At 71.5% G+C, this 22,704-nt stretch carries 19 protein-coding genes and 1 riboswitch; of the genes, 9 read left to right on the plus strand and 10 right to left on the minus strand.

Annotated features, from left to right (window positions below; genetic code table 11):
- Window positions 1-100 precede the first annotated feature (100 nt).
- Genes ABCS02_RS05290 through ABCS02_RS05300 form a run of 3 tightly spaced genes read left to right on the plus strand, consistent with a single transcriptional unit; the run spans window position 101 to window position 3,855 of the window.
- Complete coding sequence (locus tag ABCS02_RS05290) at window positions 101-1,072, plus strand: sugar ABC transporter permease (protein WP_345834547.1); 972 nt, start codon at window positions 101-103, stop codon at window positions 1,070-1,072.
- The gene (locus tag ABCS02_RS05295; RefSeq protein ID WP_345834548.1) at window positions 1,065-1,904 is read left to right on the plus strand and encodes a carbohydrate ABC transporter permease; all 840 of its coding nucleotides are present in this window, start codon (window positions 1,065-1,067) and stop codon (window positions 1,902-1,904) included. Before ABCS02_RS05290 ends, ABCS02_RS05295 begins: the two co-directional genes overlap by 8 nt.
- Before the next feature lie 25 nt (window positions 1,905-1,929).
- On the plus strand, window positions 1,930-3,855 hold the full coding sequence (locus ABCS02_RS05300) for a cellulase family glycosylhydrolase (protein WP_345834549.1): 1,926 nt from the start codon (window positions 1,930-1,932) through the stop codon (window positions 3,853-3,855).
- A 78-nt stretch (window positions 3,856-3,933) separates the two neighbouring features.
- Here ABCS02_RS05300 and ABCS02_RS05305 read toward each other — a convergent pair whose 3' ends face one another.
- Window positions 3,934-5,400 (minus strand): helix-turn-helix domain-containing protein, encoded by a 1,467-nt coding sequence (locus ABCS02_RS05305; protein WP_345834550.1) that lies wholly within the window; start codon window positions 5,398-5,400, stop codon window positions 3,934-3,936.
- 120 nt (window positions 5,401-5,520) lie between these two features.
- Here ABCS02_RS05305 and aceA point away from each other — a divergent pair, with 120 nt between their 5' ends.
- A complete protein-coding gene (gene aceA / locus ABCS02_RS05310; protein ID WP_345834551.1) occupies window positions 5,521-6,840 on the plus strand; it encodes an isocitrate lyase in 1,320 nt (439 codons plus the stop codon).
- 35 nt (window positions 6,841-6,875) lie between these two features.
- A complete protein-coding gene (gene aceB / locus ABCS02_RS05315; protein ID WP_345834552.1) occupies window positions 6,876-8,525 on the plus strand; it encodes a malate synthase A in 1,650 nt (549 codons plus the stop codon).
- A gap of 36 nt (window positions 8,526-8,561) precedes the next feature.
- Here aceB and ABCS02_RS05320 read toward each other — a convergent pair whose 3' ends face one another.
- The 9 genes from ABCS02_RS05320 to ABCS02_RS05360 all read right to left on the minus strand — a co-directional run bounded on the left by ABCS02_RS05320 (window position 8,562) and on the right by ABCS02_RS05360 (window position 17,256).
- Window positions 8,562-8,915, minus strand: a complete 354-nt coding sequence (locus ABCS02_RS05320; RefSeq protein WP_345834553.1) for a DUF488 family protein — start codon at window positions 8,913-8,915, stop codon at window positions 8,562-8,564.
- A 10-nt stretch (window positions 8,916-8,925) separates the two neighbouring features.
- Window positions 8,926-9,270, minus strand: coding sequence for a hypothetical protein (locus tag ABCS02_RS05325; protein ID WP_345834554.1), 345 nt, complete (start codon window positions 9,268-9,270; stop codon window positions 8,926-8,928).
- Window positions 9,267-9,836: a peroxidase-related enzyme gene (locus ABCS02_RS05330; RefSeq protein WP_345834555.1), complete on the minus strand. Its 570-nt coding sequence runs from the start codon at window positions 9,834-9,836 to the stop codon at window positions 9,267-9,269. Before ABCS02_RS05330 ends, ABCS02_RS05325 begins: the two co-directional genes overlap by 4 nt.
- A gap of 157 nt (window positions 9,837-9,993) precedes the next feature.
- Window positions 9,994-11,508, minus strand: coding sequence for an MDR family MFS transporter (locus tag ABCS02_RS05335; RefSeq protein ID WP_345834556.1), 1,515 nt, complete (start codon window positions 11,506-11,508; stop codon window positions 9,994-9,996).
- 149 nt (window positions 11,509-11,657) lie between these two features.
- Window positions 11,658-12,809 carry a cysteine desulfurase family protein gene (locus tag ABCS02_RS05340; RefSeq protein WP_345834557.1) on the minus strand — a complete coding sequence of 384 codons (1,152 nt, stop codon included), beginning with the start codon at window positions 12,807-12,809 and terminating at the stop codon, window positions 11,658-11,660.
- Entirely contained in the window at window positions 12,806-13,666 is an 861-nt protein-coding gene (gene nadC, locus ABCS02_RS05345) for a carboxylating nicotinate-nucleotide diphosphorylase (protein WP_345834558.1), read from the minus strand. The genes ABCS02_RS05340 and nadC overlap by 4 nt, the downstream gene beginning before the upstream one ends.
- Window positions 13,660-15,210, minus strand: coding sequence for an L-aspartate oxidase (gene nadB, locus ABCS02_RS05350; RefSeq protein WP_345834559.1), 1,551 nt, complete (start codon window positions 15,208-15,210; stop codon window positions 13,660-13,662). Before nadB ends, nadC begins: the two co-directional genes overlap by 7 nt.
- A gap of 1 nt (window position 15,211) precedes the next feature.
- A complete protein-coding gene (gene nadA / locus ABCS02_RS05355; RefSeq protein ID WP_345834560.1) occupies window positions 15,212-16,507 on the minus strand; it encodes a quinolinate synthase NadA in 1,296 nt (431 codons plus the stop codon).
- A complete protein-coding gene (locus ABCS02_RS05360; protein ID WP_345834561.1) occupies window positions 16,504-17,256 on the minus strand; it encodes an NUDIX domain-containing protein in 753 nt (250 codons plus the stop codon). The genes nadA and ABCS02_RS05360 overlap by 4 nt, the downstream gene beginning before the upstream one ends.
- A gap of 156 nt (window positions 17,257-17,412) precedes the next feature.
- Here ABCS02_RS05360 and ABCS02_RS05365 point away from each other — a divergent pair, with 156 nt between their 5' ends.
- The 4 genes from ABCS02_RS05365 (at window position 17,413) to gcvP (ending at window position 22,662) form a co-directional block, all read left to right on the plus strand.
- Window positions 17,413-17,817, plus strand: a complete 405-nt coding sequence (locus ABCS02_RS05365) for a hypothetical protein (protein WP_345834562.1) — start codon at window positions 17,413-17,415, stop codon at window positions 17,815-17,817.
- 86 nt (window positions 17,818-17,903) lie between these two features.
- A riboswitch (glycine riboswitch) is annotated at window positions 17,904-17,998 on the plus strand.
- Between the two features lie 182 nt (window positions 17,999-18,180).
- Window positions 18,181-19,362, plus strand: coding sequence for a glycine cleavage system aminomethyltransferase GcvT (gcvT, locus tag ABCS02_RS05370; RefSeq protein WP_345834563.1), 1,182 nt, complete (start codon window positions 18,181-18,183; stop codon window positions 19,360-19,362).
- 1 nt (window position 19,363) lies between these two features.
- Window positions 19,364-19,738 carry a glycine cleavage system protein GcvH gene (gene gcvH / locus ABCS02_RS05375; protein ID WP_345834564.1) on the plus strand — a complete coding sequence of 125 codons (375 nt, stop codon included), beginning with the start codon at window positions 19,364-19,366 and terminating at the stop codon, window positions 19,736-19,738.
- 14 nt (window positions 19,739-19,752) lie between these two features.
- Complete coding sequence (gene gcvP / locus ABCS02_RS05380; protein ID WP_345834565.1) at window positions 19,753-22,662, plus strand: aminomethyl-transferring glycine dehydrogenase; 2,910 nt, start codon at window positions 19,753-19,755, stop codon at window positions 22,660-22,662.
- Window positions 22,663-22,704 lie beyond the last annotated feature (42 nt).

Consider the following 22,704-nt stretch of genomic DNA (forward strand, 5'->3'; position numbering starts at 1 on the left):
CTGTCCCTGTTTAGGCTGCCGTTGGGGGTCTCGCCCCCCCCCCCCCGGGCCGGGCGGGAGCCTCCTCCCGCCCGGCCGCCGCACCCACCGAAGGAGTTCCATGTCGACGACGACATCCGTCCGGACCAGCCCCGCCGAGGCGCCGGCCCCGGCGAAGACCCGCCGCAAGCGCCCCAAGGGCTGGTGGCTTCCGCTGGTGCTGCTGGCGCCGGCCATCCTCTTCGAGCTGCTCATCCACGTCATCCCGATGCTCACCGGGATCTGGATCAGCTTCCTGCAGCTCACCAAGTTCTTCATCGCCAACTGGAGCGAGGCGCCGTTCGTCGGCCTCAAGAACTACCAGGTCGCGCTGGACTTCAACACGTCCATCGGCGCCGGCCTGCTGACCTCGTTCCTCATCACCTGCAGCTTCACCATCCTCGTGGTCGGGCTCTCCTGGGCGCTCGGGATGGCGGCGGCCGTCGCGCTGCAGGGCCGGTTCCGCGGGCGCGGGTTCTTCCGCACCCTGTTCCTCGTGCCGTACGCGCTGCCGCTCTACGCCGGCATCATCACATGGAAGTTCATGCTCCAGAAGGACACCGGGGCGGTCAACCACTTCCTGTTCGACAACCTCGGCCTCCCCGGTCAGAAGCCGTTCTGGCTGATCGGCGACAACGCGTTCTGGTCGATCGTCATCGTCGCGATCTGGCGGCTCTGGCCGTTCGCGTTCCTGATGCTGATGGCCGGCCTCCAGTCCATCCCGGACGAGGTCTACGAGGCCTCGGCCGTCGACGGCGCGAAGCCGTTCCGGCAGTGGAGGTCGATCACCCTCCCGATGCTGCGGCCTGTCAACGCCGTGCTGCTGCTGGTGATGTTCCTGTGGACGTTCAACGACTTCAACACGCCGTATGTGCTGTTCGGCAACGCCCAACCCGCGGCGGGCGACCTGATCTCGTTCCACATCTACAACGCCTCGTTCCTGACCTGGAACTTCGGGTCGGGCGCCGCGATGAGCGTGCTGCTGCTGATCTTCCTGCTCATCGTGTCCGGCATCTACCTGATCGTGCTCAACCGGAGGAACCGCAATGCGTGAGACCGTCTCGTCCAAAGTCTTCCGCTGGGTCGTCGTCGTCTTCCTGACGCTGTTCACGGCGGTGCCGCTCTACGTGATGATCACCTCGTCCGTGAAGCCGCTGTCGGATGTGCAGGGCGCCTTCACCTGGTGGCCGACGAACATCACCTTCCAGCCGTTCATCGACATGTGGTCGACGGTGCCGCTGGCGTCGTACTTCATCAACAGCGTCATCGTGGCGAGCGCGGCGACCATCCTGAGCCTGATCATCGCCGTGTTCGCCGCCTACGCGGTGTCGCGCTACCGGTTCAAGGGCCGCGGCGTGTTCACCACGACGGTGCTGTCCACGCAGATGTTCCCCGGCGTGCTGTTCCTGCTGCCGCTGTTCCTCATCTTCGTGAACATCAACCAAGCGGTCGGCATCCAGCTCGTCGGCACGCGCTGGGGCCTGGTGATCACCTACCTGACGTTCGCCCTGCCGTTCGCGATCTGGATGCTCGCCGGCTACTTCGACGGCATCCCGCGCGACCTGGACGAGGCGGCGATGGTCGACGGCTCCGGGCCGATGGGCGCGCTCTGGCACGTCGTGCTGCCCGCTGCCAAGCCCGGCCTCATTGCGGTCGCGATCTACTCGTTCATGACGAGCTGGGGCGAAGTGCTGTTCGCCTCCGTGATGACGACGGACGAGAACCGGACGCTCGCGGTCGGCCTCCAGCTGTACTCGACGCAGACCAACGTGTACTGGAACCAGATCATGGCGGCCTCGCTCGTCGTGTCGATCCCGATCGTGGTCGCGTTCCTCATCCTGCAGCGGAGCTTCGTCGCCGGCCTCACTGCCGGCGCCGTCAAGTAGCCTGCGCACCACCTCGAAAGGAATCATGGACCGCCCGTCCCCCCTTCTCACCGTCGACGGAACGCCTGTGGTCTGGCTCGGAGCGAACTTCTGGTCGCGCACCGGCGGACCGCTCATGTGGAAGCGCTACGACCCCGCAGTCATCCGTCAGGAGCTGCGTGTGCTGGCCGACCACGGCCTGAACATGACCCGGTCGTTCTTCTACTGGCCCGACTTCCACCCGACCCCGGACACGCTGGACGAGCAGTGCTTGGCGAACTTCGCCGACTTCCTGGACGCCCACACGGAGACCGGGATGACGACCGTGCCGACCTTCCTGGTCGGGCACATGTCCGGCGAGAACTGGGATCCTGTGTGGCGGGAGGGGCGCGACCTCTACCGCGACGTCTGGTTCGTCGGGCGGCAGGCCTGGTACGTGCGGGAGCTGACCGCGCGGTTCGCCGCGCACCCGGCCGTGGCCGGCTGGCTGCTGACCAACGAGGTGCCGATCTACGGCGGGGAGGCGCCGCGGCCGATCGTGGACGCCTGGGCCTCCATGCTGGTCGACGCCGTCCGCGCGGGCGGCGGCACCCAGCCGGTCGCGGTCGGCGACGGGTCGTGGGGCATCGAGACCACCGGGCACGACAACGGGTTCTCGGTGCGCGACCTCGCCCGGTTCACCGACTTCGTCGGCCCGCACGTCTACCGGATGGAGACCGACCAGACCCGCCAGCACCTCAAGGCGGCATACATCGCCGAGCTGGCCGGGGTCGGCCTCCCGGTGATCATGGAGGAGTTCGGCCTCACCAGCGACTTCGTCTCCGACGAGGGCGCGGCCTCCTACTACCGGCAGCTGCTCTACACGACGCTGCTCGCCGGGGCGACGGGCTGGATCGCGTGGAACAACACCGACTACGACGACCTCGCCGACCAGCGGCCCTACTCGCACCACCCGTTCGAGATGCACTTCGGCATCACCGACCGGCACGGCGCGCCCAAGCCGCCGCTGCGTGAGCTCGCCCGGTTCGCCGCCGACCTCGCCGCGATCGACCTCCCGAACGTGAAGCGCACGCCGGTGGACGCCGCGATCGTCGTGCCGTCGCACCTGGAGGCGGACTACCCGTTCACGAACGAGACCGAGCGCGCACACATCGTCGCGACCGGCGAGCAGTCGTACCTGGCGGCGCACGAGGCGCACATCCCGGTCGCGGTGGTGCGCGAGCGGGAGGACGGCGGTCTCCCGATCGGCTACGGCCTGTACCTGCTGCCCTCGGTCAAGCAGCTCTGCGCGACCTCGTGGCTGCAGCTGGAGGAGCTGGCGCGGGACGGGGCGACCGTGTACGCGTCGTACTCGCACGGCGACAGCGGTGTGCAGCGCGGGCCGTGGTGGACGAACACGGAGGCGCTCTTCGGCGTCCGAGCGCAGAGCGCGTACGGGCTGGCCGAGCCGGTGACCGACGAGGCGGCGACGATCCGGTTCGTCGCGGACTTCGGGTCGCTTCCGGCAGGGGCCGTGCTGAGCGTCCCTGCGGCCGGGAACGAGAACGGCCGGACCTTCCTGCCGGTGCGGGCGACCTCCGGGACCGTCGTCGCGGTGGACGCGCACGGCCGCCCGGCGATCGTGGTGAAGGAGCACGGCGCGGGCCGCGCGGTGCTGTCGACGTACCCGCTGGAGTACTTCGCGTCCGCCCGGGCGCGCAGCAACCCGGAGGAGACGTGGCGGCTGTACGACGCGCTCGCGGCGGTGGCCGACGTGGAGCGTGACGTGCGGCTCGACGACCCGCGGGTCTTCGTGGACACGCTCGTGCACGACGACGGACGGCGCTTCGCGGTGTTCGTGTCGCAGCACGCGACGGCGGTCACCGTGCGGCCGGAGGTGGCGGGCGAGCTGCGCACGCTGAGCGGGGAGCCCGGCGGCGAGCTGGCGCTCGCCCCCTACGGCGTCGCCCTCCGCGAACTCGTCCTGGACTGACCTCCACTGACGCCGAAGGGCACGTCGTTGTCACTTTTCGCGGTGAAAAGTGACAACGACGTGCCCCTCGGCTGATGGTTAGGCGGGGGCGTGGCGCTCCAGGAAGTCGTAGACCTCCGTGGAGTCGACGCCGGGGAAGGTGCCCGTGGGCAGCGCCGCGAGCAGCGACGTCGGCGTGCGGGCCGCCGGCCACGCCATCCTCTCCCAGCGGTCGGCCAGCGCACCCGACGGCCGGCGGCAGCACGACTCGTCCGGGCAGCGCGACACCGCGCGGTGGGTCGTCTCGCGCCCGCGGAACCACTTCACGTGCGCGAACGGAACGCCCACGCTCACCGAGTAGTCGCCCTCCTTCGCCTTCTCGATCCGGGAGGTGCACCAGAACGTCCCGCGCGGGGTGTCCGTGTACTGGTAGTACGGGCTGAACCGGTCGGCGACGTCGAAGACCGTGCGGGCCGTCCAGCTCCGGCAGACCGGCGTCCCCTCGATCGCGCCCAGCGCGTCGGACGGGAACGCCACCGAGTCGTTCTCGTAAGCCTTGATGATCGTCCCGGACTCGTGCACTTTCATGAAGTGCACCGGGATGCCGAGCCGCGCGGTCGCCAGGTTGGTGAACCGGTGGCAGGCCGTCTCGTACGACACCGCGAACGCGTCGCGGAGGTCCTCCATCGAGATGCGGCGGAAGTTCTTGGCCTCGGTCAGGAACGCCACCGCGTCCCTCTCGGGCAGCAGGAGCGCGGCGGTGAGGTAGTTGGTCTCCACGCGCTGGCGCAGAAAGTCGGCGTAATTTCCCGGCTCGTCGTGACCGAGTAGCTGGGAGGCGAAGGCCTGCAGGATGGGGGAGCGGGAGTCCCGGGAGGCCGACTGCTCGGTCGGCAGGTAGATGCGGCCGTTGCGCTTGTCGGTCACCGACCGGGTGGAGTGCGGGAGGTCGCCGACGTAGTGCAGCGAGAAGCCGAGCCGGTCGGCCATGTCCGCGACGGTCTGGTGCGAGACCGGGCCGCCAGTGTGCCCGACCGCGCCGAGCAGGTCGGCGGCGATGGCCTCCAGGTCGGCGAAGTAGTTGTCACGGGCGCGCATCGTGGCGCGCAGCTCGGCGTTGGCGCGGCGGGCCTCCTCCGGGGTCGCCGCGCGTTCCTTGTGCAGCCGGGCGACCTCCTGGTGCAGGGCCAGGATCGCCCGCAACGTCGCGTCGGGGACGGACTTGGACACCCGCACCTGGTCGATGCCGAGGGCGCCGAACACGGGTCCGCGCTGGGCCCGCTCGACCGCGATCTCCAGGGCGGCGCGCTCGTCGGGGGCGTCGGGGGCGAGGAGGTCGTCCACCGTCACGCCCAGGGCGGCCGCGATGGCGCGCAGCTGGGCGAGGCGCGGCTCCCTGTTGCCGTTCTCGATCGCGGACACCTGCGAGGGCGCCCGGTCGATCGCGGTGGCGAGCGCCTCCAGGGTCATGGCCTTCTCCAGGCGGAACGCGCGCACGCGCCGGCCGAGGGTGAGCGCGTCGGCCCCGGTCGGCTCGTCGTCGATCCTGACAGCGGTGTCGGTCATGCAGGCCATGGTGACACTCCGGCGAAGTTCTAGCAAACAGAAGAACCCGCGAATTTCTGTCGACGGATCTTCTCCGGACCTGTTGCGGCCGGGCCACGATCGTGTCAAACGATCCGACCGATGGAGGTCACCATGAACCCCGCAGCCCGCCCCGGCGACACCACGCAGACCGCCGCCGAGCTCCGCCTCGAGTGGGACGCCGACCCGCGCTGGTCCGGCATCCGCCGCGACTACACGGCCGAGGACGTGGTGGCGCTCCGCGGCCCGGTGCGCGAGGAGCAGACCCTCGCCCGCCGCGGCGCCGAGAAGCTCTGGGAGCTCATCCAGCGCGACGGCGCGGGGGAGGACCCGAAGTGGGTCGCCGCGCTCGGCGCGCTCACCGGCAACCAGGCCGTCCAGCAGGTCCGTGCGGGCCTGGAAGCCATCTACCTCTCCGGCTGGCAGGTCGCGGCCGACGCCAACCTGTCCGGCCAGACCTACCCCGACCAGAGCCTGTACCCGGCCAACTCGGTCCCCGCGGTGGTCCGCCGCATCAACAACGCGCTGCTGCGCGCGGGCCAGGTCGAGGGCACCGACGGCCCGGTGCCCGACTGGATGGCGCCCATCGTCGCCGACGCGGAGGCCGGCTTCGGCGGCCCGCTCAACGCCTACGAGCTGATGCACGGGATGATCCAGGCGGGAGCGGCGGGCGTGCACTGGGAGGACCAGCTCGCCAGCGAGAAGAAGTGCGGCCACATGGGCGGCAAGGTGCTCATCCCGACCGGGCAGCACATCCGCACCCTGAACGCCGCACGGCTGGCGGCCGACGTCGCCGGCGTCCCCACCATCGTGATCGCCCGCACCGACTCGCTCGCCGCCACCCTGCTGACTAGCGACCACGACGAGCGCGACCGGCCGTTCCTCACCGGCACGCGGACCGCGGAGGGTTTCTACGACGTGCAGAACGGCATCGAGCCGGTCATCGCCCGCGGCCTGGCCTACGCGCCGTACGCCGACCTGCTCTGGGTGGAGTCGGCCGAGCCCGACCTGGAGCTCGCCCGCCGGTTCGCCGAGGCCGTGCACGCTCAGTTCCCCGGCAAGAAGCTGGCCTACAACTGCTCGCCGTCGTTCAACTGGCGCAAGCACCTGGACGACGAGACGATCGCCCGGTTCCAGCGCGAGCTGGCGGCGATGGGCTACGCGTTCCAGTTCATCACCCTCGCGGGCTTCCACGCCCTCAACTACTCCATGTTCACGCTCGCCAAGGACTACGCCGACCGGCAGATGAGCGCGTACGTGGACCTCCAGGAGGCCGAATTCGCCTCCGAGAGCTCCGGCTACACCGCCACCCGTCACCAGCGGGAGGTCGGCACCGGCTACTTCGACCGCATCGCGACCGCGCTCAACCCCGACAGCGCCACGCTCGCCCTCGTCGGCTCCACCGAACAGCACCAGTTCTGATCCGCGCTGCGGACACGGACGAAAGGACAACGACCATGATCGAGATCACCGGTCCCCGCGTCGACGGGACCGACGACATCCTGACCCCGGAGGCGCTCGCCTTCGTCGACCACCTGCACCAGGCCTTCGCCGCGCGCCGCCAGGAGCTCCTGCTGGAGCGCCAGCTCCGTCGCGAGCAGGCAGGCAACGGCCGCGACCCGCGCTTCCTCTCCGCCACCGAGGCAATCCGCGAGGACCCGCACTGGCGCGTCGCCGGCGCCGGCCCCGGCCTGGAGGACCGCCGCGTGGAGATCACCGGCCCCACCGACCCGAAGATGGCCATCAACGCCCTCAACTCGGGAGCCAGGGTCTGGCTCGCCGACCAGGAGGACGCCACCAGCCCCACCTGGGCGAACGTCGTCGGCGGCCAGCGCACCCTGCACGACGCGGTCCGCGGGCAGCTCGCCTTCACCAGCCCCGAGGGTAAGGACTACCGGGTCACCACCCCGCACGAGCACACGCCCACCATCGTGATGCGGCCGCGCGGCTGGCACCTGGTCGAGAAGCACCTCGCCTTCACCGACCGGGCAGGGCGCACCGCCCCGGCCAGCGCCTCCCTCACCGACTTCGGCCTGTACTTCTGGCACAACGCCGAGGAGCTGGTCGCGTCGGGCCGCGGGCCGTACTTCTACCTGCCCAAGCTGGAGTCACACCTGGAGGCGCGGCTGTGGAACGACATCTTCGTCTTCGCCCAGCAGCGGATCGGGATGCCGGTCGGCACGGTGCGGGCGACGGTCCTGATCGAGACCATCCCGGCCGCGTTCGAGATGGAGGAGATCCTCTACGAGCTGCGCGACCACTGCGCCGGCCTCAACGCCGGCCGCTGGGACTACATCTTCTCGATCATCAAGACGTTCCTCGGCCGCGGAAAGCGCTTCGCGTTCGGCGACCGCAGCGGCATCACGATGACCGTCCCGTTCATGCGCGCGTACACCGAGCTGCTGGTCGCGACGTGCCACAAGCGCGGCGCCCACGCGATCGGCGGGATGAGCGCCTTCATCCCGAACCGCCGCGACGCCGAGGCGACCGAGCGCGCCCTCGCGCAGGTCGCGGACGACAAGCGCCGGGAGGCCGGCGACGGCTTCGACGGGACCTGGGTCGCCCATCCCGACCTGATCCCGACGGCGCTCGCCGAGTTCGACGCGGTGCTCGGCGACCGGCCGAACCAGGTCACCCGCCTGCGCGAGGACGTCCACGTCACGGCCGCCGATCTGCTCGACGTCACGACCGCCGGCGGCACGGTCACCGACGCGGGCGTGCGCTCGAACGTCTCCGTCGCCCTCCGCTACATCGAGGCGTGGCTGCGGGGCACCGGCGCCGTCGCGATCGACGGGCTGATGGAGGACGCCGCGACCGCGGAGATCTCCCGCTCGCTGCTGCGGCAGTGGATCGAGAACCGGGTCGTCACCGCCGAGGGGACGCCGGTCGACCGTGCGCTGGTGGCCGGGATCCTGGCCGAGGAGTGCATGCGGCTCAGCGCCGCATCGCGCACCGCGGGAGTGCCGGACCGCTTCGACGACGCGGCCGAGCTGCTGGCCGAGGTGTCGCTCGCGGAGGAGTTCCCGACCTTCCTGACCATCCCCGCGTACACCTGGTTCCTGGTGGACGAGGCGGAGCGCGAGGAGGAGCTGGCGCCGGCCGTCTGAACCGGGCGTGGCCGGCGTCGACGGCTGTGGTTGCCGTCACCGGGGGTGGTGTTCGAGATATCTCTCGAGCACCACCCCCTGATTCAGTTCCGGGTCGCGCGCGCCGACCAGCAGCGTGACGACCGGATGCGTGTCGCCCAGCTCGCGCAGCTGGGCCACCGCCGGGTTCGCGTCGAGTTCGGCGTCGTAGCGGGCCGTGAACTCGTCGAACAGCGGGGACTCGTGGTGGAACCAGCGGCGCAGCTCGGTGGAGGGCGCGACGTCCTTGAGCCAGAGGTCCACCTTGGCCTTCTCCTTCGTGAGGCCGCGCGGCCACAGCCGGTCGACCAGCACGCGGAGGCCGTCCTCGACGGCGGGCGGGTCGTAGACGCGCTTGACGCGATAGACCATGGCGGGCCTCCTACAGCATCGTGAGGGTCGGCTCCTCGTGGGTGCCGACCGGGAAGTGGGCGAGGAACACGACCCCCTCGGGGCCGGCGTCGAACCGGGCGATGCGGGCGCCCTCCTCCTCGTAGAAGGTGTCGCCGGCCTCCAACGTGACCACGGCCCCGCCTTCGACCTGGTAGAGGGCCGAGCCGCGCTCGATCGAGCCGACCACCGGGCCGTTGTGGAGGTGGAGGCCGCCCACGACATCGGGCTGCATCGTGATGCGGCGGGTCTGGATGGGGCCGACCGGGCGCGGGTTGGCGAGCGTGACGTCCTGCACGATCTCCCGCTCGACCGGCGGGACCTCCTCGGCGCTCACAGCGGCGCCAGCAGTGCGTCGCGGAGGCCGTCGCTGATCCCGGGCGGGACCTCCACCGACACGCCCAGCGCCTGGATGGCGCGGCTGAAGTAGTTGCGCGCCGCGGCGGCCAGCGTGATGTCGACGATCTCGCGATCGGTGAAGCCGAGCTCGCGCAGGCGCAGCGCGTCGGCGTCCGTCATCGCCGAGGAGTCCTCGCTGACCCGCTTCGCGTAGTCCATCATCGCGACCTCGGCCTCGCTCAGGCCGGCGTCGTGGAAGTCGCGGGCGACGGCCTCCACGTCGTCGGCGTCCATGACCGCGAGGGTTTTGCGGCCGTGTGCGAGACGGCAGTGCTGGGAGTGCGTGCCCTCGGCGGCGGCGAGGGTGACGAGCTCGAAGCGCCGCACGCCGAGCTGGGCGATGATCGCCCGGACCAGCTGCTCCCAAGCGCGGTACGCCTCCGGGTTGAACGCCATCACGCGCGTGTACTCGGCCACGTAGCCGAGGTCGCGCTCGTCCTTCGCGTAGATCTCGGCGACGTCGCCGGTCGCGTCCCCGGGTTCGGGGGTCTGGATGATGGTCACGGCTGCCTCCTCGCGTCGCCCGAGGTCGTTGGGGCGCGGCCTCCATGCTCTCACCGCCGCAGCGGCCGTGCCAGAGCCGCCATTCCTCTGCCGAGGGGCACGTCGTTGTCACTTTTCGCGCGCGAAAGTGACAACGACGTGCCCCTCGGCGGTGGTGTCAGTGCGCGAAGGCGGCCTCGGAGGGGGCGTCGGCGGGCTTGCTGATGAAGAACGAGCCGACGACCCCGAACAGCGAGATGATCGCCGCCGCGAAGAACGCCGCGCGGATGCCTCCCGCCGTGGCCGCGTCCAGCGACGCCCCACCTGCCGCGAGGGCCGCGGTCTGCGCCGACAGCACCGCCACCAGCAGCGCCGTGCCCGCCGCGCCGCCGACCTGCTGGATCGTGCCGAGGATGGCGCTGCCGTGCGAGTACAGGTGCGGGGGGACCGCGCCGAGGCCGGCCGTGAACAGCGGCGTGAACATCAGCGCCAGGCCGAGGCTCATCGTGATGTGCGCGATGAGCACGAGGTAGATCGGGGTGGTCTCCGTCACCATCGTCAGCCCCCACATCACCAGGCTCACCAGGATCGCCCCCGGTATCACCAGCGGACGCGGGCCGATCCGGTCGTACAGCCGGCCGACGAACGGCGCCGCGAGGCCCATCACCAGGCCGCCCGGGAGCAGGAGCAGCCCGGTGCCGAGCACGTCGAGGTGCAGCACGTGCTGCAGGTAGAGCGGGAGGACGATGATCACGCCGAACAGCGACGCCGTGGTGATCGCCATGAGCACGATCGCGGCCGTGAAGATCGGGCTGCGGAACGTCCGGAGGTCGAGCAGCGCGCGGTCCTTGCGCTGCAGGAGGAGCTGGCGCGTGATGAACGCCGCGAGCGCCACGACGCCGACCGCGAGCGAGCCCCACAGCATCGGCCCGTTGCCGGCCGCGGCCGGTCCGGTCTCGCCGCTCAGCGTCAGCCCGTACACGAGCCCGCCGAAGCCGAACGCCGACAGGATGACCGAGAGGATGTCCACCCGGCTCTTGCGGGTCTCGGTGACGTTCTCGACGAACTTCATGCCGATCAGCAGCATGACGAGCGCGATCGGCAGCACGATCAGGAAGATCCAGCGCCAGGCCAGGAAGTTGAGGATGACGCCCGAGATGGTCGGGCCGATCGCCGGCGCGACCGAGATGACGATCGAGACGTTGCCCATCGTGCGTCCGCGCAGCGCCGGCGGGACCAGCGTCATCAGCGTGGTCATCAGCAGCGGCAGCATGATCGCCGTGCCGCAGGCCTGGATCACGCGCGCGACGACGAGGATGCTGAACCCCGGCGCGAGGGCGGCGACCAGCGTGCCGAGCGAGAACAGCGCCATCGCGGCGATAAAGACCTGCCGGGTGGTGAACCGCTGCAGCAGGAAGCCGGTGATCGGGATGACCACGGCCATCGTCAGCATGAACGCGGTGGAGAGCCACTGCGCGGCGAGCGCGTCGATGTGGAGGTCGTCCATCAGCTTGGGGATGGCGACGCTCATGATCGTCTCGTTGAGGATCACGACGAACGTGGCCGCGAGCAGCAGCCAGATCACACGCTGGTCGCGCGGCGCGATGCGCGGCTGGGCCGCGTCCGCCCGGGACTCACCGAGCGCTCCGGTGTCGATGGCGTCGGCGGCCGCAGGTGAGGTCTTCTCAGTCACCGGTCCACACTATCCACGACCCCCGACATCGTGGGTTTCGAACAGGTGAACTCGGGCCCGCGTTCACTCTCCGCGTAACCGACGCACAGGATTCGTGCCGAATGGCGCGAATGCGGCGACGAGAAGCGCCATTCGGCACGAATGTCGTGTCAGGGGGCGAGGCCGCGCACCTCGCGGACGGCCTCCGCGACAGCGGGCGCGACGGCGACGAGGGCGTCCTCCGTCACCTCGGGCCCCCACGAGAACCGCACCGCCGTGCGCGCCACGTCCTCGTCGTAGCCGAGCGCGAGCAGCACGTGCGACGCCTCCTCGCTGCCGGCCGCGCACGCGGAGCCGCTGGAGGACACGATCCCGCGCCGCTCCAGCTCCAGCAGCACCGTCTCGCCGTTGGTGCCGGGGAAGACGAAGGAGGCCGTTCCCGGCAGACGGGACGAAGCGTGGCCGGTCAGCTCCGCCCCGGAGGTCTGCGCCAGCACCGCGGCCGTGAACGCGTCGCGCGCCGCCGTGGCGCGGGCGGCGTTGGCCTCCCGGTCGCGCAGCGCGAGCCGGGCGGCCGTGGCCAGCGCGACCGCGCCCGCCACGTTCTCGGTGCCGGAGCGGCGTCCGCGCTCCTGCCCGCCGCCGTGCAGCACCGGTTCGAGCGGGAGTCTGCCCCGCACATACAGGGCCCCGATCCCTTTGGGCGCGCCGATCTTGTGCCCGGAGACACTGAGCGCGTCGACGCCGAGCGCGCGCACGTCGAGCGGGAGCCAGCCCGCCGCCTGCACCGCGTCGGTGTGGAACGGCACGCCCTGCGCGTGGGCCAGCGCCGCCAGCTCCGCGACCGGCTGGATCGTACCCACCTCGTTGTTGGCGAGCATCACGCTGGCGAGCGTCGTGTCCGGCCGCAGCGCCGCGGCGAACTCGTCGCGGGAGACCAGCCCGTCCCGTCCGACCGGGAGGTACGTCGCCGCGAACCCGTGCACGCGCACCAGGTAGTCGACGGAGGCCAACACCGCCTCGTGCTCGATCGGCGTCGTCACGAGGTGCCGGCCGCGCGGCGCGCCCAGCGCGATCCCCTTGATCGCGAGGTTGTCCGCCTCGGTGCCGCCCGAGGTGAAGACGACCTCCGACGCCCGGCAGCCGAGCCACTCGGCGACCGTCGCGCGCGCGGCGGCCAGCGCACGCGCCGCCGACTCGCCGACCGCGTGGTGGCTCGACGGGTTGCCGAAGTCGCCGGTGAGGTACGGCCACATCGCCTCCAGGACTTCCCGGCGCACCGCGGAGGTCGCGGCGGCGTCGAGGTAGAGGGCGGAGGTCATGCGTTCTCCAGCACCACGTCCAGGCCGAGGTCGAGCGAGCGGACGCTGTGGGTGAGCGCGCCGGACGAGATGACGTCCACCCCGGTCTCCGCGATGTCGCGCACGGTGGCGAGGCTGACGTTGCCGCTGGCCTCCACGATCGCCCGGCCGCCGACGATCGCGACGCCCTCGCGCAGCTCGTCCAGGGTGAAGTTGTCGAGCATGATCGTGTCCACCCCGGCCGCGAGCACCGGCTCGATCTGGTCGATGCGGTCCACCTCGACCTCCAGGTGCGTGGTGTGCGAGAGCTCCGAGCGCACCCGGCGGAGGGCGTCCGTGACCGACAGCCCGGACTGCGCGGTGAGGATCGCGAGGTGGTTGTCCTTGGCCATCACGGCGTCGGAGAGCGAGTAGCGGTGGTTGTGGCCGCCGCCGCTGCGCACGGCGTGACGCTCGAAGGCGCGCAGGCCCGGCGTGGTCTTGCGGGTGTCCACGATGCGGGCGGAGGTGTGCGCCACCTCGGCGACGAACGACGCCGTGAGGGTCGCGATCCCCGACATCCGCTGGACGAAGTTCAGCGCGACACGCTCGCCCTGCAGCACCGAGCGAGCGGGGCCGCTCACTGTCGCGAGCGTGTCGCCCGCCTCGAACGCGTCGCCGTCCGCGACGGCCAGGTCGACCTCGATGGCCGGGTCCGTCAGCGTCATCGCCGCGGCGAACACCGCACCTCCCGAGAACGTGCCGGGCTCCCGCGCGGAGAGCCGCGCGGTGGCATATGCCGTTTCGGGAATGAGCAGCTCGCTGGTCAGGTCTCCCCACGGCGCATCCTCCGCGAGAGCGGCTCGGACGACGTCGTGGATGGTCTGGCGGGTCAGCATGGAACGGTCACCTCGGTAGGAACGGACAGCGGAGCGAGCACCGTGTGGCGGGGCGTGCCCGCCGCCGGCAGCGGGAAGTCGGAACGGAAGTGGGCGCCGCGCGACTCCTCGCGCGACAGGGCGGACGCGACGACGAGGCGGCCGAGCTGCAGTAGGTTGGCGTCCTCGCCGGGCGCAGGCTCGCGCAGGGCGGCCAGCGCGCGGGCGGCGCGTTCGAGACCGGCGCGGTCGCGGTGCAGGCCGGCGCCGGTCCAGAGGAGGGACTGCAGGCGCGCGCGGTCGAACGGCTCGTCGCCCTCCGTCGGCTCCGTCGCAGCCGATGCGGCGCGGCTCGGCTCGGCGACCCACGCGGGCGGCTCCGGCCACGCCTCACCGATCGCCTCGGCCGCGCGATGGGCGAACACCAGACCTTCCAGCAGCGAGTTGGAGGCCAGCCGGTTGGCGCCGTGCGCCCCGGTGCAGGCAACCTCCCCGACCGCGAACAGCCCGGGGAGGCTCGTCCGGCCGTGGACGTCGGTGGCGACGCCGCCCATCGCGTAGTGCGCGGCGGGCGTCACGGGGACCGGCTCGCGGGACCAGTCGATCCCGGCCGCGCGGCACGCGGCGTCGATGGTCGGGAAGCGGCGCGCCAGGAAGTCCGCGCCGAGCGCCGTCGCGTCGAGCACGACAGGGAGGCCGTCCTGCGCCGCCATCTCCACGGCGATCCCGCGGGCGACCACGTCGCGCGGCGCGAGCTCCGCGTCGGGGTGCACGTCCAGCATGAACCGCTCGCCGCGCGCGTTGCGGAGCACCGCGCCCTCGCCGCGCACGGCCTCCGACACCAGGAACGTGCGCGAGCCGCCGTCCGCCGCCGGGAGCCGCAGCGCGGTCGGGTGGAACTGCGTGAACTCCAGGTCGGCCAGCAGCGCGCCCGCCCGGTAGGCGGCCGCGACCCCGTCGCCGGTCGCGATCTCCGGGTTCGTCGTGTGCGCGTAGAGCTGCCCCCAGCCGCCCGTCGCGAGGATCGCCGCGTCGGCGTCGAGCTCGACGTCGGTTCCGTCCGCCAGCCGCAGCGCGACCCCGGAGGCCGCGCCGTCCGTCACGAGCACGTCGCGGAGGAAGGCCCCGGTCACGACGCGGATGCCGGCGGCGCGCACGGCCGCGTCCAGCGCCCGCTCGATCTCGGCGCCGGTCGCGTCGCCGCCCGCGTGCAGCACGCGCGCGCTGGAGTGCGCGGCCTCCAGCCCGCGGGCGAGGCCCTTCCCGTCGCGGTCGAAGGCGACGCCCAGTGCGATCAGCTCGCGCACCCGTGCCGGCCCGTCGCCGCAGAGCGCCTCCACGGCCTCCACCACGTTGAGCCCGGCGCCGGCGCGCAGCGTGTCCGCCACGTGGTCGGCGACGCTGTCGTCGGAAAACACCGCGGCGGCGATCCCGCCCTGCGCGTACCGGGTGCTGCCGTCCTCGACACCGCCCTTGGTCACGATCGTCACGTCATGGCGCTCGGCGGCGCGCAGCGCGGCGACGAGCCCGGCGATCCCGCTCCCGACGACGACGACGCGGGCCATGTCAGGCCGCCATCGTGGTGTCCGGCCGGGCGGCGAGCATGCGCTCCAGGGCCACCCGGGCGGGCGCGGCGACCTCGTCGGCCACGCGCACCTGGTTCACGACCTCGCCGCGCACCAGGCCCTCCAGCACCCAGGCGAGGTAGCCGGGGTGGATGCGGTACATGGTCGAGCACGGGCAGACCACCGAGTCGAGGCAGAAGATGGTGTGCTGCGGGTACTCCGCCGCCAGCCGCTGCACCAGGTTGATCTCGGTTCCGATGGCGAAGGTGGAGCCCGCGCGCGCCGCCTGGATCGCCTTGACGATGTAGTCGGTCGAGCCGTATTCGTCGGCGGCGTCCACGACCTCCATCGGGCACTCGGGGTGCACGATCACGCGGACGCCGGGGAACTCGGCGCGGGCGTGCTCGATCTGGCCGACCGTGAACCGCTTGTGCACCGAGCAGAAGCCGTGCCACAGGATGACCTGCGCCTCGCCGAGGGACGCCTCGTCGTTGCCGCCGAGCGGCTTGCGCGGGTTCCACAGCGGCATCCGCTCGACCGGGACGCCCATCGCCTTGGCGGTGTTGCGGCCGAGGTGCTGGTCCGGGAAGAACAGCACCCGCTGCCCGCGCTCGAACGCCCACTGCAGCACGGTCGCCGCGTTGGACGACGTGCAGACGATGCCGCCGTGCTCGCCGCAGAACGCCTTGAGCGCCGCCGAGGAGTTCATGTACGTGACCGGGATGACCGGCACCCGGCCGTCGGCGTCCGGCTCGGTGCCGTACAGCTCCTCCAGCGCCTCCCAGCACTCCTGCACCGAGTCGATGTCGGCCATGTCGGCCATCGAGCAGCCCGCGGCGAGGTTCGGGAGGATGACGTTCTGCTCGGGCCGCGACACGATGTCCGCGGTCTCCGCCATGAAGTGCACGCCGCAGAAGACGATGGTCTCGGCCTCCGGGCGCGCCTTCGCGAAGTTGGCGAGCTGGAAGGAGTCGCCCACGAAGTCCGCGAACTGCACGACCTCGTCGCGCTGGTAGAAGTGGCCCATCACCGCGACGCGGTCGCCGAGGGTCGCCTTGGCGGCGCGGATGCGCTCGGCCAGCTCCTCCTTCGACGCGGTGCGGTATTCCTCGGGCAGCTCGCCCTGCTTCGGCGCGAACGCCGGGATCGGGTCGTCCTGCGACGCGCCGGGACCGTACGAGGGGGGAGCGGAGTCGAACAGCCAGGGCGCGTCGACGAGCTCCGGGGCGCAGGTGGCGCCGTCGATGCTGCCGCTCGAGATGAGCTGGATGGTGGTGTCGACCGATGCGATGGTCATGACTGCTCGCTTTCCGGGGTGGGACGGGGTTGGCGCAGCCCGAAGGGCGGCTGCTGCCGGGGGAGCGGCCCCGCGTCGGCGAGGTCGATCGAGTCGTTGTAGCGGTAGAGCCGGGGCGGCCGGTGCCGCGTGCCGGTCAGGTAGTCGCCCGTGGCGACGACGGCGCCGGAGGACTCGATGGTCCGCCGGAAGTTGGCCGGGTCGAGCGGGCGCCCGAGCACCGCCTCGTGCACCTCGCGCAGCTGGGCGAGGGTGAAGCGCTCGCCGAGGAACGCGTGCGCGATCCGGGAGTACTCCATCTTGGTGCGCAGCCGCCAGAGCGCGTACTCGACGATCAGCTGGTGGTCGAAGGCCAGCTCCGGCAGGTCGTCGGCCGAGAACCAGCCGACGTTCTCGCCGGAGGTCGCGGCCTCCGCCTCCGCGCTGCCGACGAGCGCCCAGTAGACGATGGAGACCACGCGCTCGTCGCCGGGGGAGCGCACCGCGTCGCCGAAGGTGTAGAGCTGCTCCAGGTAGCGCGGCGAGAGGCCGGTCGTGTCGCCGAGAGTGCGGGAGGCCGCGAAGGCGAGGTCCTCGCCCACCCGGAGCGGTCCGCCCGGCAGCGCCCAGCATCCCTCGAACGGCGCCCGGATGCGCCGCACGAGCGGCAGCCAGACCTGGGCACGACCGCCGGTCAGCTCGTCGGAGCGCAGCGCGAAGATGACCGTCGACACGGCGAGCATCGCACTCGCGCGTTCGTGCTCGGCCATCGCGGGCCTCCCGTCCGACTAAAGGTCACCGTGACCCTAAGTTGCGGACCATCTTAGTGTCATGGTGACCAGAACGCAAAATTCAGCCCTGCGTAGTGGAATTGATATCGAAAATGCTTTTACTCTACGGTGGGTTCAGGCCCGTGGGTTCCTGTGGTGAGCCCGGCCGTACGCGTGGCCGTCGCCAGTGACGCCGTCAACGGTCCGACCTTCGTCGCTCTCTCCGCGACGGGCGTCGTCTGGGCGAAGACCGGCATCCCGGCGCCGTGGGTCACCCTGACGTCCGGCGTGACGTCGATCGCCGTGGCGAGCGATCCGTCGACGGGACCGACCGTGGGCGCTGTCCAAACCAACGGCGACGCGATCGTCAAATCGGGCACGTTGTACGCGCCCTGGGTGGGCGTCGTCAGCCACGCGAAGGAACTGGTGATCAACTCCGACCCGGGTCGCGGTCCCACCATGATGTATCTCTCCACCGACGGAGGCGTCGCGGTCAAGTACGGCATCGGCGGCACCTGGACGCAGATCACCGGCGGCGCGACCGATATCGCAGTCCCGTAGGCACCCCGCCCGGATGGGTCGTCGCGCGCAGCGCGGCGGCCCATCCGTCCGTTATGCTGGCCCAGTCAACTGAATACCGGGCCATTCAGGCCGATGCGGGAGAGCCGAGCGCGCGAGCGGGCGGCACCGAAGGAGCAATCCTCCCCGACAATCTCTCAGGTACGCGTACCGCATCGGACTGGCCACTCTGAAAAGCAGGGCGGCGCACACCGCGCGCGCCCTCGCCCACGGTGAAAGCCGCGATCGCCTCCAGGCGGTCGCGGTGAAACTCTCAGGCCGGATGACAGAGGGGGAGTTCTTCACACGGAGCGCGCCGCGCGCTACCGTTCATCCCTCCGGCGACGGCCGGCGAACGGAGAACTCATGAGCTCGCACGACAGCCAGACCAACGACGCAGGGACCGCTGCGACGGAGCGCACCTCCCCGCTGCACGACGCCCACACCGCCGCGGGCGCGTCCTTCACCGACTTCGCCGGCTGGCAGATGCCGGTCCGCTACTCCAGCGACCTCGCCGAGCACCACGCGGTCCGCACCGCGGCCGGGCTCTTCGACCTGTCTCACATGGGCGAGATCGTCCTCATCGGCCCGGAGGCCGGCCAGGCGCTCGACTACGCCCTCGCCGGCAAGCTGTCGTCGCTCGCGCTCGACCAGGCGAAGTACAGCATGCTGCTCTCCCGCGCCGGCGGCATCCTCGACGACCTCGTCGTCTACCGCACCGGCGACGACCGCTACATGGTGGTCGCCAACGCCTCCAACCGGGAGGCAGTGGCCGAGGAGCTGCGCGACCGCACCGCCCCGTTCGACGTCGAGGTCTACGACGAGAGCGACGACATCGCGCTCATCGCCGTGCAGGGTCCCGCGGCGCTCAGCGTCGTGCTCGCCACCCCCGGCTTCCACCTCGCGGACGACGACTTCGCCCAGCGCGTCACCGACCTCAAGTACTACTGGAGCATCCCGGCCGAGTTCGAGACGCACCCGGTGCTCGTCGCCCGCACCGGCTACACCGGCGAGGACGGCTTCGAGCTCTACACCGCCCCGGACAACGCGCGCGCCCTCTGGGACGCGCTCCTGGAGGCAGGCGCCGCCCAGGGCCTCGTGCCCGCGGGTCTCGCCAGCCGGGACACGCTGCGCCTGGAGGCCGGCATGCCGCTGTACGGCCACGAGCTCGGCCTCGACACGATGCCCGCGCAGGCCGGACTCGGCCGCGTCGTCAACCTCGCCAAGGACACCGACTTCGTCGGCCGCGCCGCGAGCGAGGAGGGCCCCGACGCCGAGGCGCGCGTGCTCGTCGGCCTCATGGGCCACGGCAAGCGCGCCGCCCGCGCGGGCTATCCCGTCGTCGCCCCCGCCGTCGACGGCGCCGACGAGGAGGTCGGGGTCGTGACCTCCGGCGCCCTCTCTCCGACCATCGGCGTCCCGATCGCGATGGCCTACGTCGCGCCGCGCTTCGCCCGGCCCGGCACCGAGCTGCACGTCGACGTGCGCGGCACCAGCCTCCCCTTCACCGTCACCGCCCTCCCCTTCTACAGCAGAAAGAAGCACTGACATGGCCGCAGAGCAGGACCTGAAGTACACCGCAGAGCACGAGTGGCTCCTGGTCGACGGCGACACCGCGACCGTCGGCATCACGAGCTACGCGGCCGAGAAGCTGGGCGACGTCGTGTTCGTCGAGCTCCCCGCGGAGGGCAGCGACGTCGCCGTCGGCCGCGTGGTCGGCGAGATCGAGTCCACCAAGTCGGTCGGCGAGCTGTTCGCCCCGGTGGACGGCACCGTCGCCGAGGCCAACCAGGCCGTGGTCGACGCGCCCGAACTGGTCAACAGCGACCCGTTCGGCGAGGGCTGGCTCATCAAGGTGACCTTCAGCGCCCTCCCCGACGGCCTCCTCTCCTACGACGAGTACAAGGCCCTCACGGGCGAGTAAGGCAACCGCTAGACATGAGCGACCAGTTCCAGACGCGTCACATCGGCACCGACGGGGACGCGCAGCGCACCATGCTGTCCGCCCTCGGCTACGAATCGGTGGAGGCCCTCGTCTCCGCCGCCGTGCCGGACTCCATCCGCATCGCGCCGGGGCGCGTCTCGGCGCTGCCCGCTGCGATCAGCGAGCGTGCGGCCCTCCGCGAGCTGCGGGCGCTCGCCGCGCGCAACACCGTGAACCGCAGCCTGATCGGCCTCGGCTACTACGGCACGATCACCCCCGCCGTGATCAAGCGCAACGTCCTGGAGAACCCGGGCTGGTACACCGCGTACACGCCGTACCAGCCGGAGATCTCGCAGGGGCGCCTGGAGGCGCTCATCAATTTCCAGACGATGGTCTCCGACCTGACCGGGCTGGACACCGCCAACGCGTCGATGCTGGACGAGGGCACGGCCGTCGTGGAGGGCATGCTGCTCGCCCGCCGCGCCTCCAAGGCCGCGGGCGCGAAGTTCGTCGTGGACGCCGACACCTTCCCGCAGACCCTGGCGCTGCTGCGCAACCGCGCCGAGGCCGTCGGCATCGAGCTAGTCGTGCTCGACCTCGCCGCCACGCCCGCCGACGCCCCGGAGCTGCAGGAGGCCTTCGGCCTGTTCGTGCAGTACCCCGGCGCCTCCGGCCGGGTCTGGGACCCGTCGGCGGTGATCGCCGCCGCGAAGTCCGCCGGCGCGGTCGTCGTGGCCGCCGCCGACCTCCTGGCCCTCACGCAGCTCACCTCGCCGGGCGAGCTGGGCGCGGACGTCGCGGTGGGCACCAGCCAGCGCTTCGGCGTCCCGATGGGCTTCGGCGGCCCGCACGCCGGCTACATGGCCGTCCGCAAGGGCCTGGAGCGCCAGCTCCCCGGCCGACTGGTCGGCGTCTCGCAGGACGCGATCGGCAAGCCCGCCTACCGGCTCACGCTGCAGACCCGCGAGCAGCACATCCGCCGCGAGAAGGCGACCTCCAACATCTGCACCGCCCAGGTGCTGCTCGCCGTCATGGCCGCGATGTACGCGGTCTACCACGGCCCGTCCGGCCTGCGCGCGATCGGCCGCCACGTGCACCTCTCCGCCGTCGCCGTCGCCGACGCGCTGCGCGCCGCCGGGGTGGAGGTCCGCTCCCGCTCGTTCTTCGACACCCTCGTGGTCGAGGTGGACGACGCGGCCACGGTCGTCGCGCGCGCCCACGAGCGCGGCCTCCTGCTGCACGCCGTCGACGCCGGCCTGGTCTCGCTGAGCGTGGACGAGGAGACCTCCGCCGACCTGCGCGACGGCGTCTTCCCGCTCGGCGACCTCATCGAGGTGCTCGGCGGAACAGTGGAGGGCGACGCTGCGCTCGTGTTCGGCTCCGAGCCCTCCTTCGACTCCGCGCTCACCCGCACGTCGGACTTCCTCACGCACCCGGTGTTCTCCACGCACCACTCGGAGACGGCGATGATGCGCTACCTCCGCCGGCTGCAGGACCGCGACTACGCGCTCGACCGCGGCATGATCCCGCTGGGATCGTGCACCATGAAGCTCAACGCGGCGACCGAGATGGAGGCCGTCACCTGGCCCGAGTTCGCCGCCCTGCACCCGTTCGCCCCCGCGGCGGACGTCGCAGGCTCTCTGGAGCTCATCGACCAGCTCGAAGGCTGGCTCGCGGACGTCACCGGCTACGACACCGTCTCGCTGCAGCCGAACGCGGGCAGCCAGGGTGAGCTCGCCGGCCTCCTCGCCATCCGCGGCTACCACCGCTCGCGCGGCGACGACCAGCGCACTGTCTGCCTCATCCCGCAGTCGGCCCACGGCACCAATGCCGCCTCCGCGGTGCTCGCCGGCATGAGCGTCGTCGTGGTCGCGACCGATGACCTCGGCAACGTCGACCTCGACGACCTGCGCGCGAAGATCGCCGCGAACGCCGACACCCTCGCTGCGCTGATGATCACCTACCCGTCGACGCACGGCGTTTACGAGCACGAGGTCGTCGCGATCACCTCCGCCGTGCACGCGGCCGGGGGACAGGTCTATGTCGACGGCGCCAACCTGAACGCGCTGCTGGGCTACGCCCGGTTCGGCGACTTCGGCGGCGACGTCAGCCACCTGAACCTGCACAAGACCTTCTGCATCCCGCACGGCGGCGGCGGCCCCGGTGTCGGCCCGGTGGCGGCGAAGGCGCACCTCGCACCGTTCCTGCCCGGCCACCCGCTCGCGCAGGACGCGACGCACGTGCTCGTGGGCGCGGACGGACCGGACGGGCGCATCGAGCACGGCGGCGGCCCGGTCTCCGCGGCCCCGTACGGCAGCCCGAGCATCCTCCCGATCTCCTGGGCCTACGTCCGGATGATGGGCGCGCAGGGCCTCGCGGACGCCACCGGCGCCGCGGTGCTGTCGGCCAACTACATCGCCGCGAAGCTGCGCGAGCACTTCCCGGTGCTGTACGCGGGGGACAACGGCCTCGTGGCGCACGAGTGCATCCTCGACGTCCGCCCGCTCACCGAGGCCACCGGCGTGACCGTGGACGACGTGGCCAAGCGCCTCATCGACTACGGCTTCCACGCGCCGACCATGTCGTTCCCGGTCGCGGGCACCCTGATGGTGGAGCCGACCGAGAGCGAGGACCTCGCGGAGCTCGACCGCTTCGTCACCGCGATGATCGCGATCAAGGCCGAGGCCGACGCGGTCGCAGCGGGCGACTGGCCGGCCGACGACAACCCGCTGCGCAACGCGCCGCACACGGCGGAGTCGGTCGCGACCTCCACCTGGGACCACGCGTACAGCCGCGAGCAGGCCGTCTACCCGGTGCCGACGCTGGTCCGCAACAAGTACTGGCCGCCGGTGCGCCGCATCGACCAGGCGTATGGAGACCGCAACCTGTTCTGCGCGTGCCCGCCGCCAGAGGCGTTCGCGTAGTCGCATCCCCGGGTACCGCTCGAAACCGCCGAGTCACGAATC

The sequence above is a fragment of the Microbacterium sp. X-17 genome, assembly GCF_039615055.1.

Excerpts from the sequence above, each read along its gene's own strand:
- ABCS02_RS05290 (WP_345834547.1), top strand. The coding sequence starts at position 101 with ATGTCGACGACGACATCCGTCCGGACCAGCCCCGCCGAGGCGCCGGCC.
- ABCS02_RS05295 (WP_345834548.1), top strand. The coding sequence starts at position 1,065 with ATGCGTGAGACCGTCTCGTCCAAAGTCTTCCGCTGGGTCGTCGTCGTC.
- ABCS02_RS05300 (WP_345834549.1), top strand. The coding sequence starts at position 1,930 with ATGGACCGCCCGTCCCCCCTTCTCACCGTCGACGGAACGCCTGTGGTC.
- ABCS02_RS05305 (WP_345834550.1), bottom strand. The coding sequence starts at position 5,400 with ATGACCGACACCGCTGTCAGGATCGACGACGAGCCGACCGGGGCCGAC.
- aceA (WP_345834551.1), top strand. The coding sequence starts at position 5,521 with ATGGAGGTCACCATGAACCCCGCAGCCCGCCCCGGCGACACCACGCAG.
- aceB (WP_345834552.1), top strand. The coding sequence starts at position 6,876 with ATGATCGAGATCACCGGTCCCCGCGTCGACGGGACCGACGACATCCTG.
- ABCS02_RS05320 (WP_345834553.1), bottom strand. The coding sequence starts at position 8,915 with ATGGTCTATCGCGTCAAGCGCGTCTACGACCCGCCCGCCGTCGAGGAC.
- ABCS02_RS05340 (WP_345834557.1), bottom strand. The coding sequence starts at position 12,809 with ATGACCTCCGCCCTCTACCTCGACGCCGCCGCGACCTCCGCGGTGCGC.
- nadC (WP_345834558.1), bottom strand. The coding sequence starts at position 13,666 with ATGCTGACCCGCCAGACCATCCACGACGTCGTCCGAGCCGCTCTCGCG.
- nadB (WP_345834559.1), bottom strand. The coding sequence starts at position 15,210 with ATGGCCCGCGTCGTCGTCGTCGGGAGCGGGATCGCCGGGCTCGTCGCC.
- nadA (WP_345834560.1), bottom strand. The coding sequence starts at position 16,507 with ATGACCATCGCATCGGTCGACACCACCATCCAGCTCATCTCGAGCGGC.
- ABCS02_RS05360 (WP_345834561.1), bottom strand. The coding sequence starts at position 17,256 with ATGGCCGAGCACGAACGCGCGAGTGCGATGCTCGCCGTGTCGACGGTC.
- gcvT (WP_345834563.1), top strand. The coding sequence starts at position 18,181 with ATGAGCTCGCACGACAGCCAGACCAACGACGCAGGGACCGCTGCGACG.
- gcvH (WP_345834564.1), top strand. The coding sequence starts at position 19,364 with ATGGCCGCAGAGCAGGACCTGAAGTACACCGCAGAGCACGAGTGGCTC.
- gcvP (WP_345834565.1), top strand. The coding sequence starts at position 19,753 with ATGAGCGACCAGTTCCAGACGCGTCACATCGGCACCGACGGGGACGCG.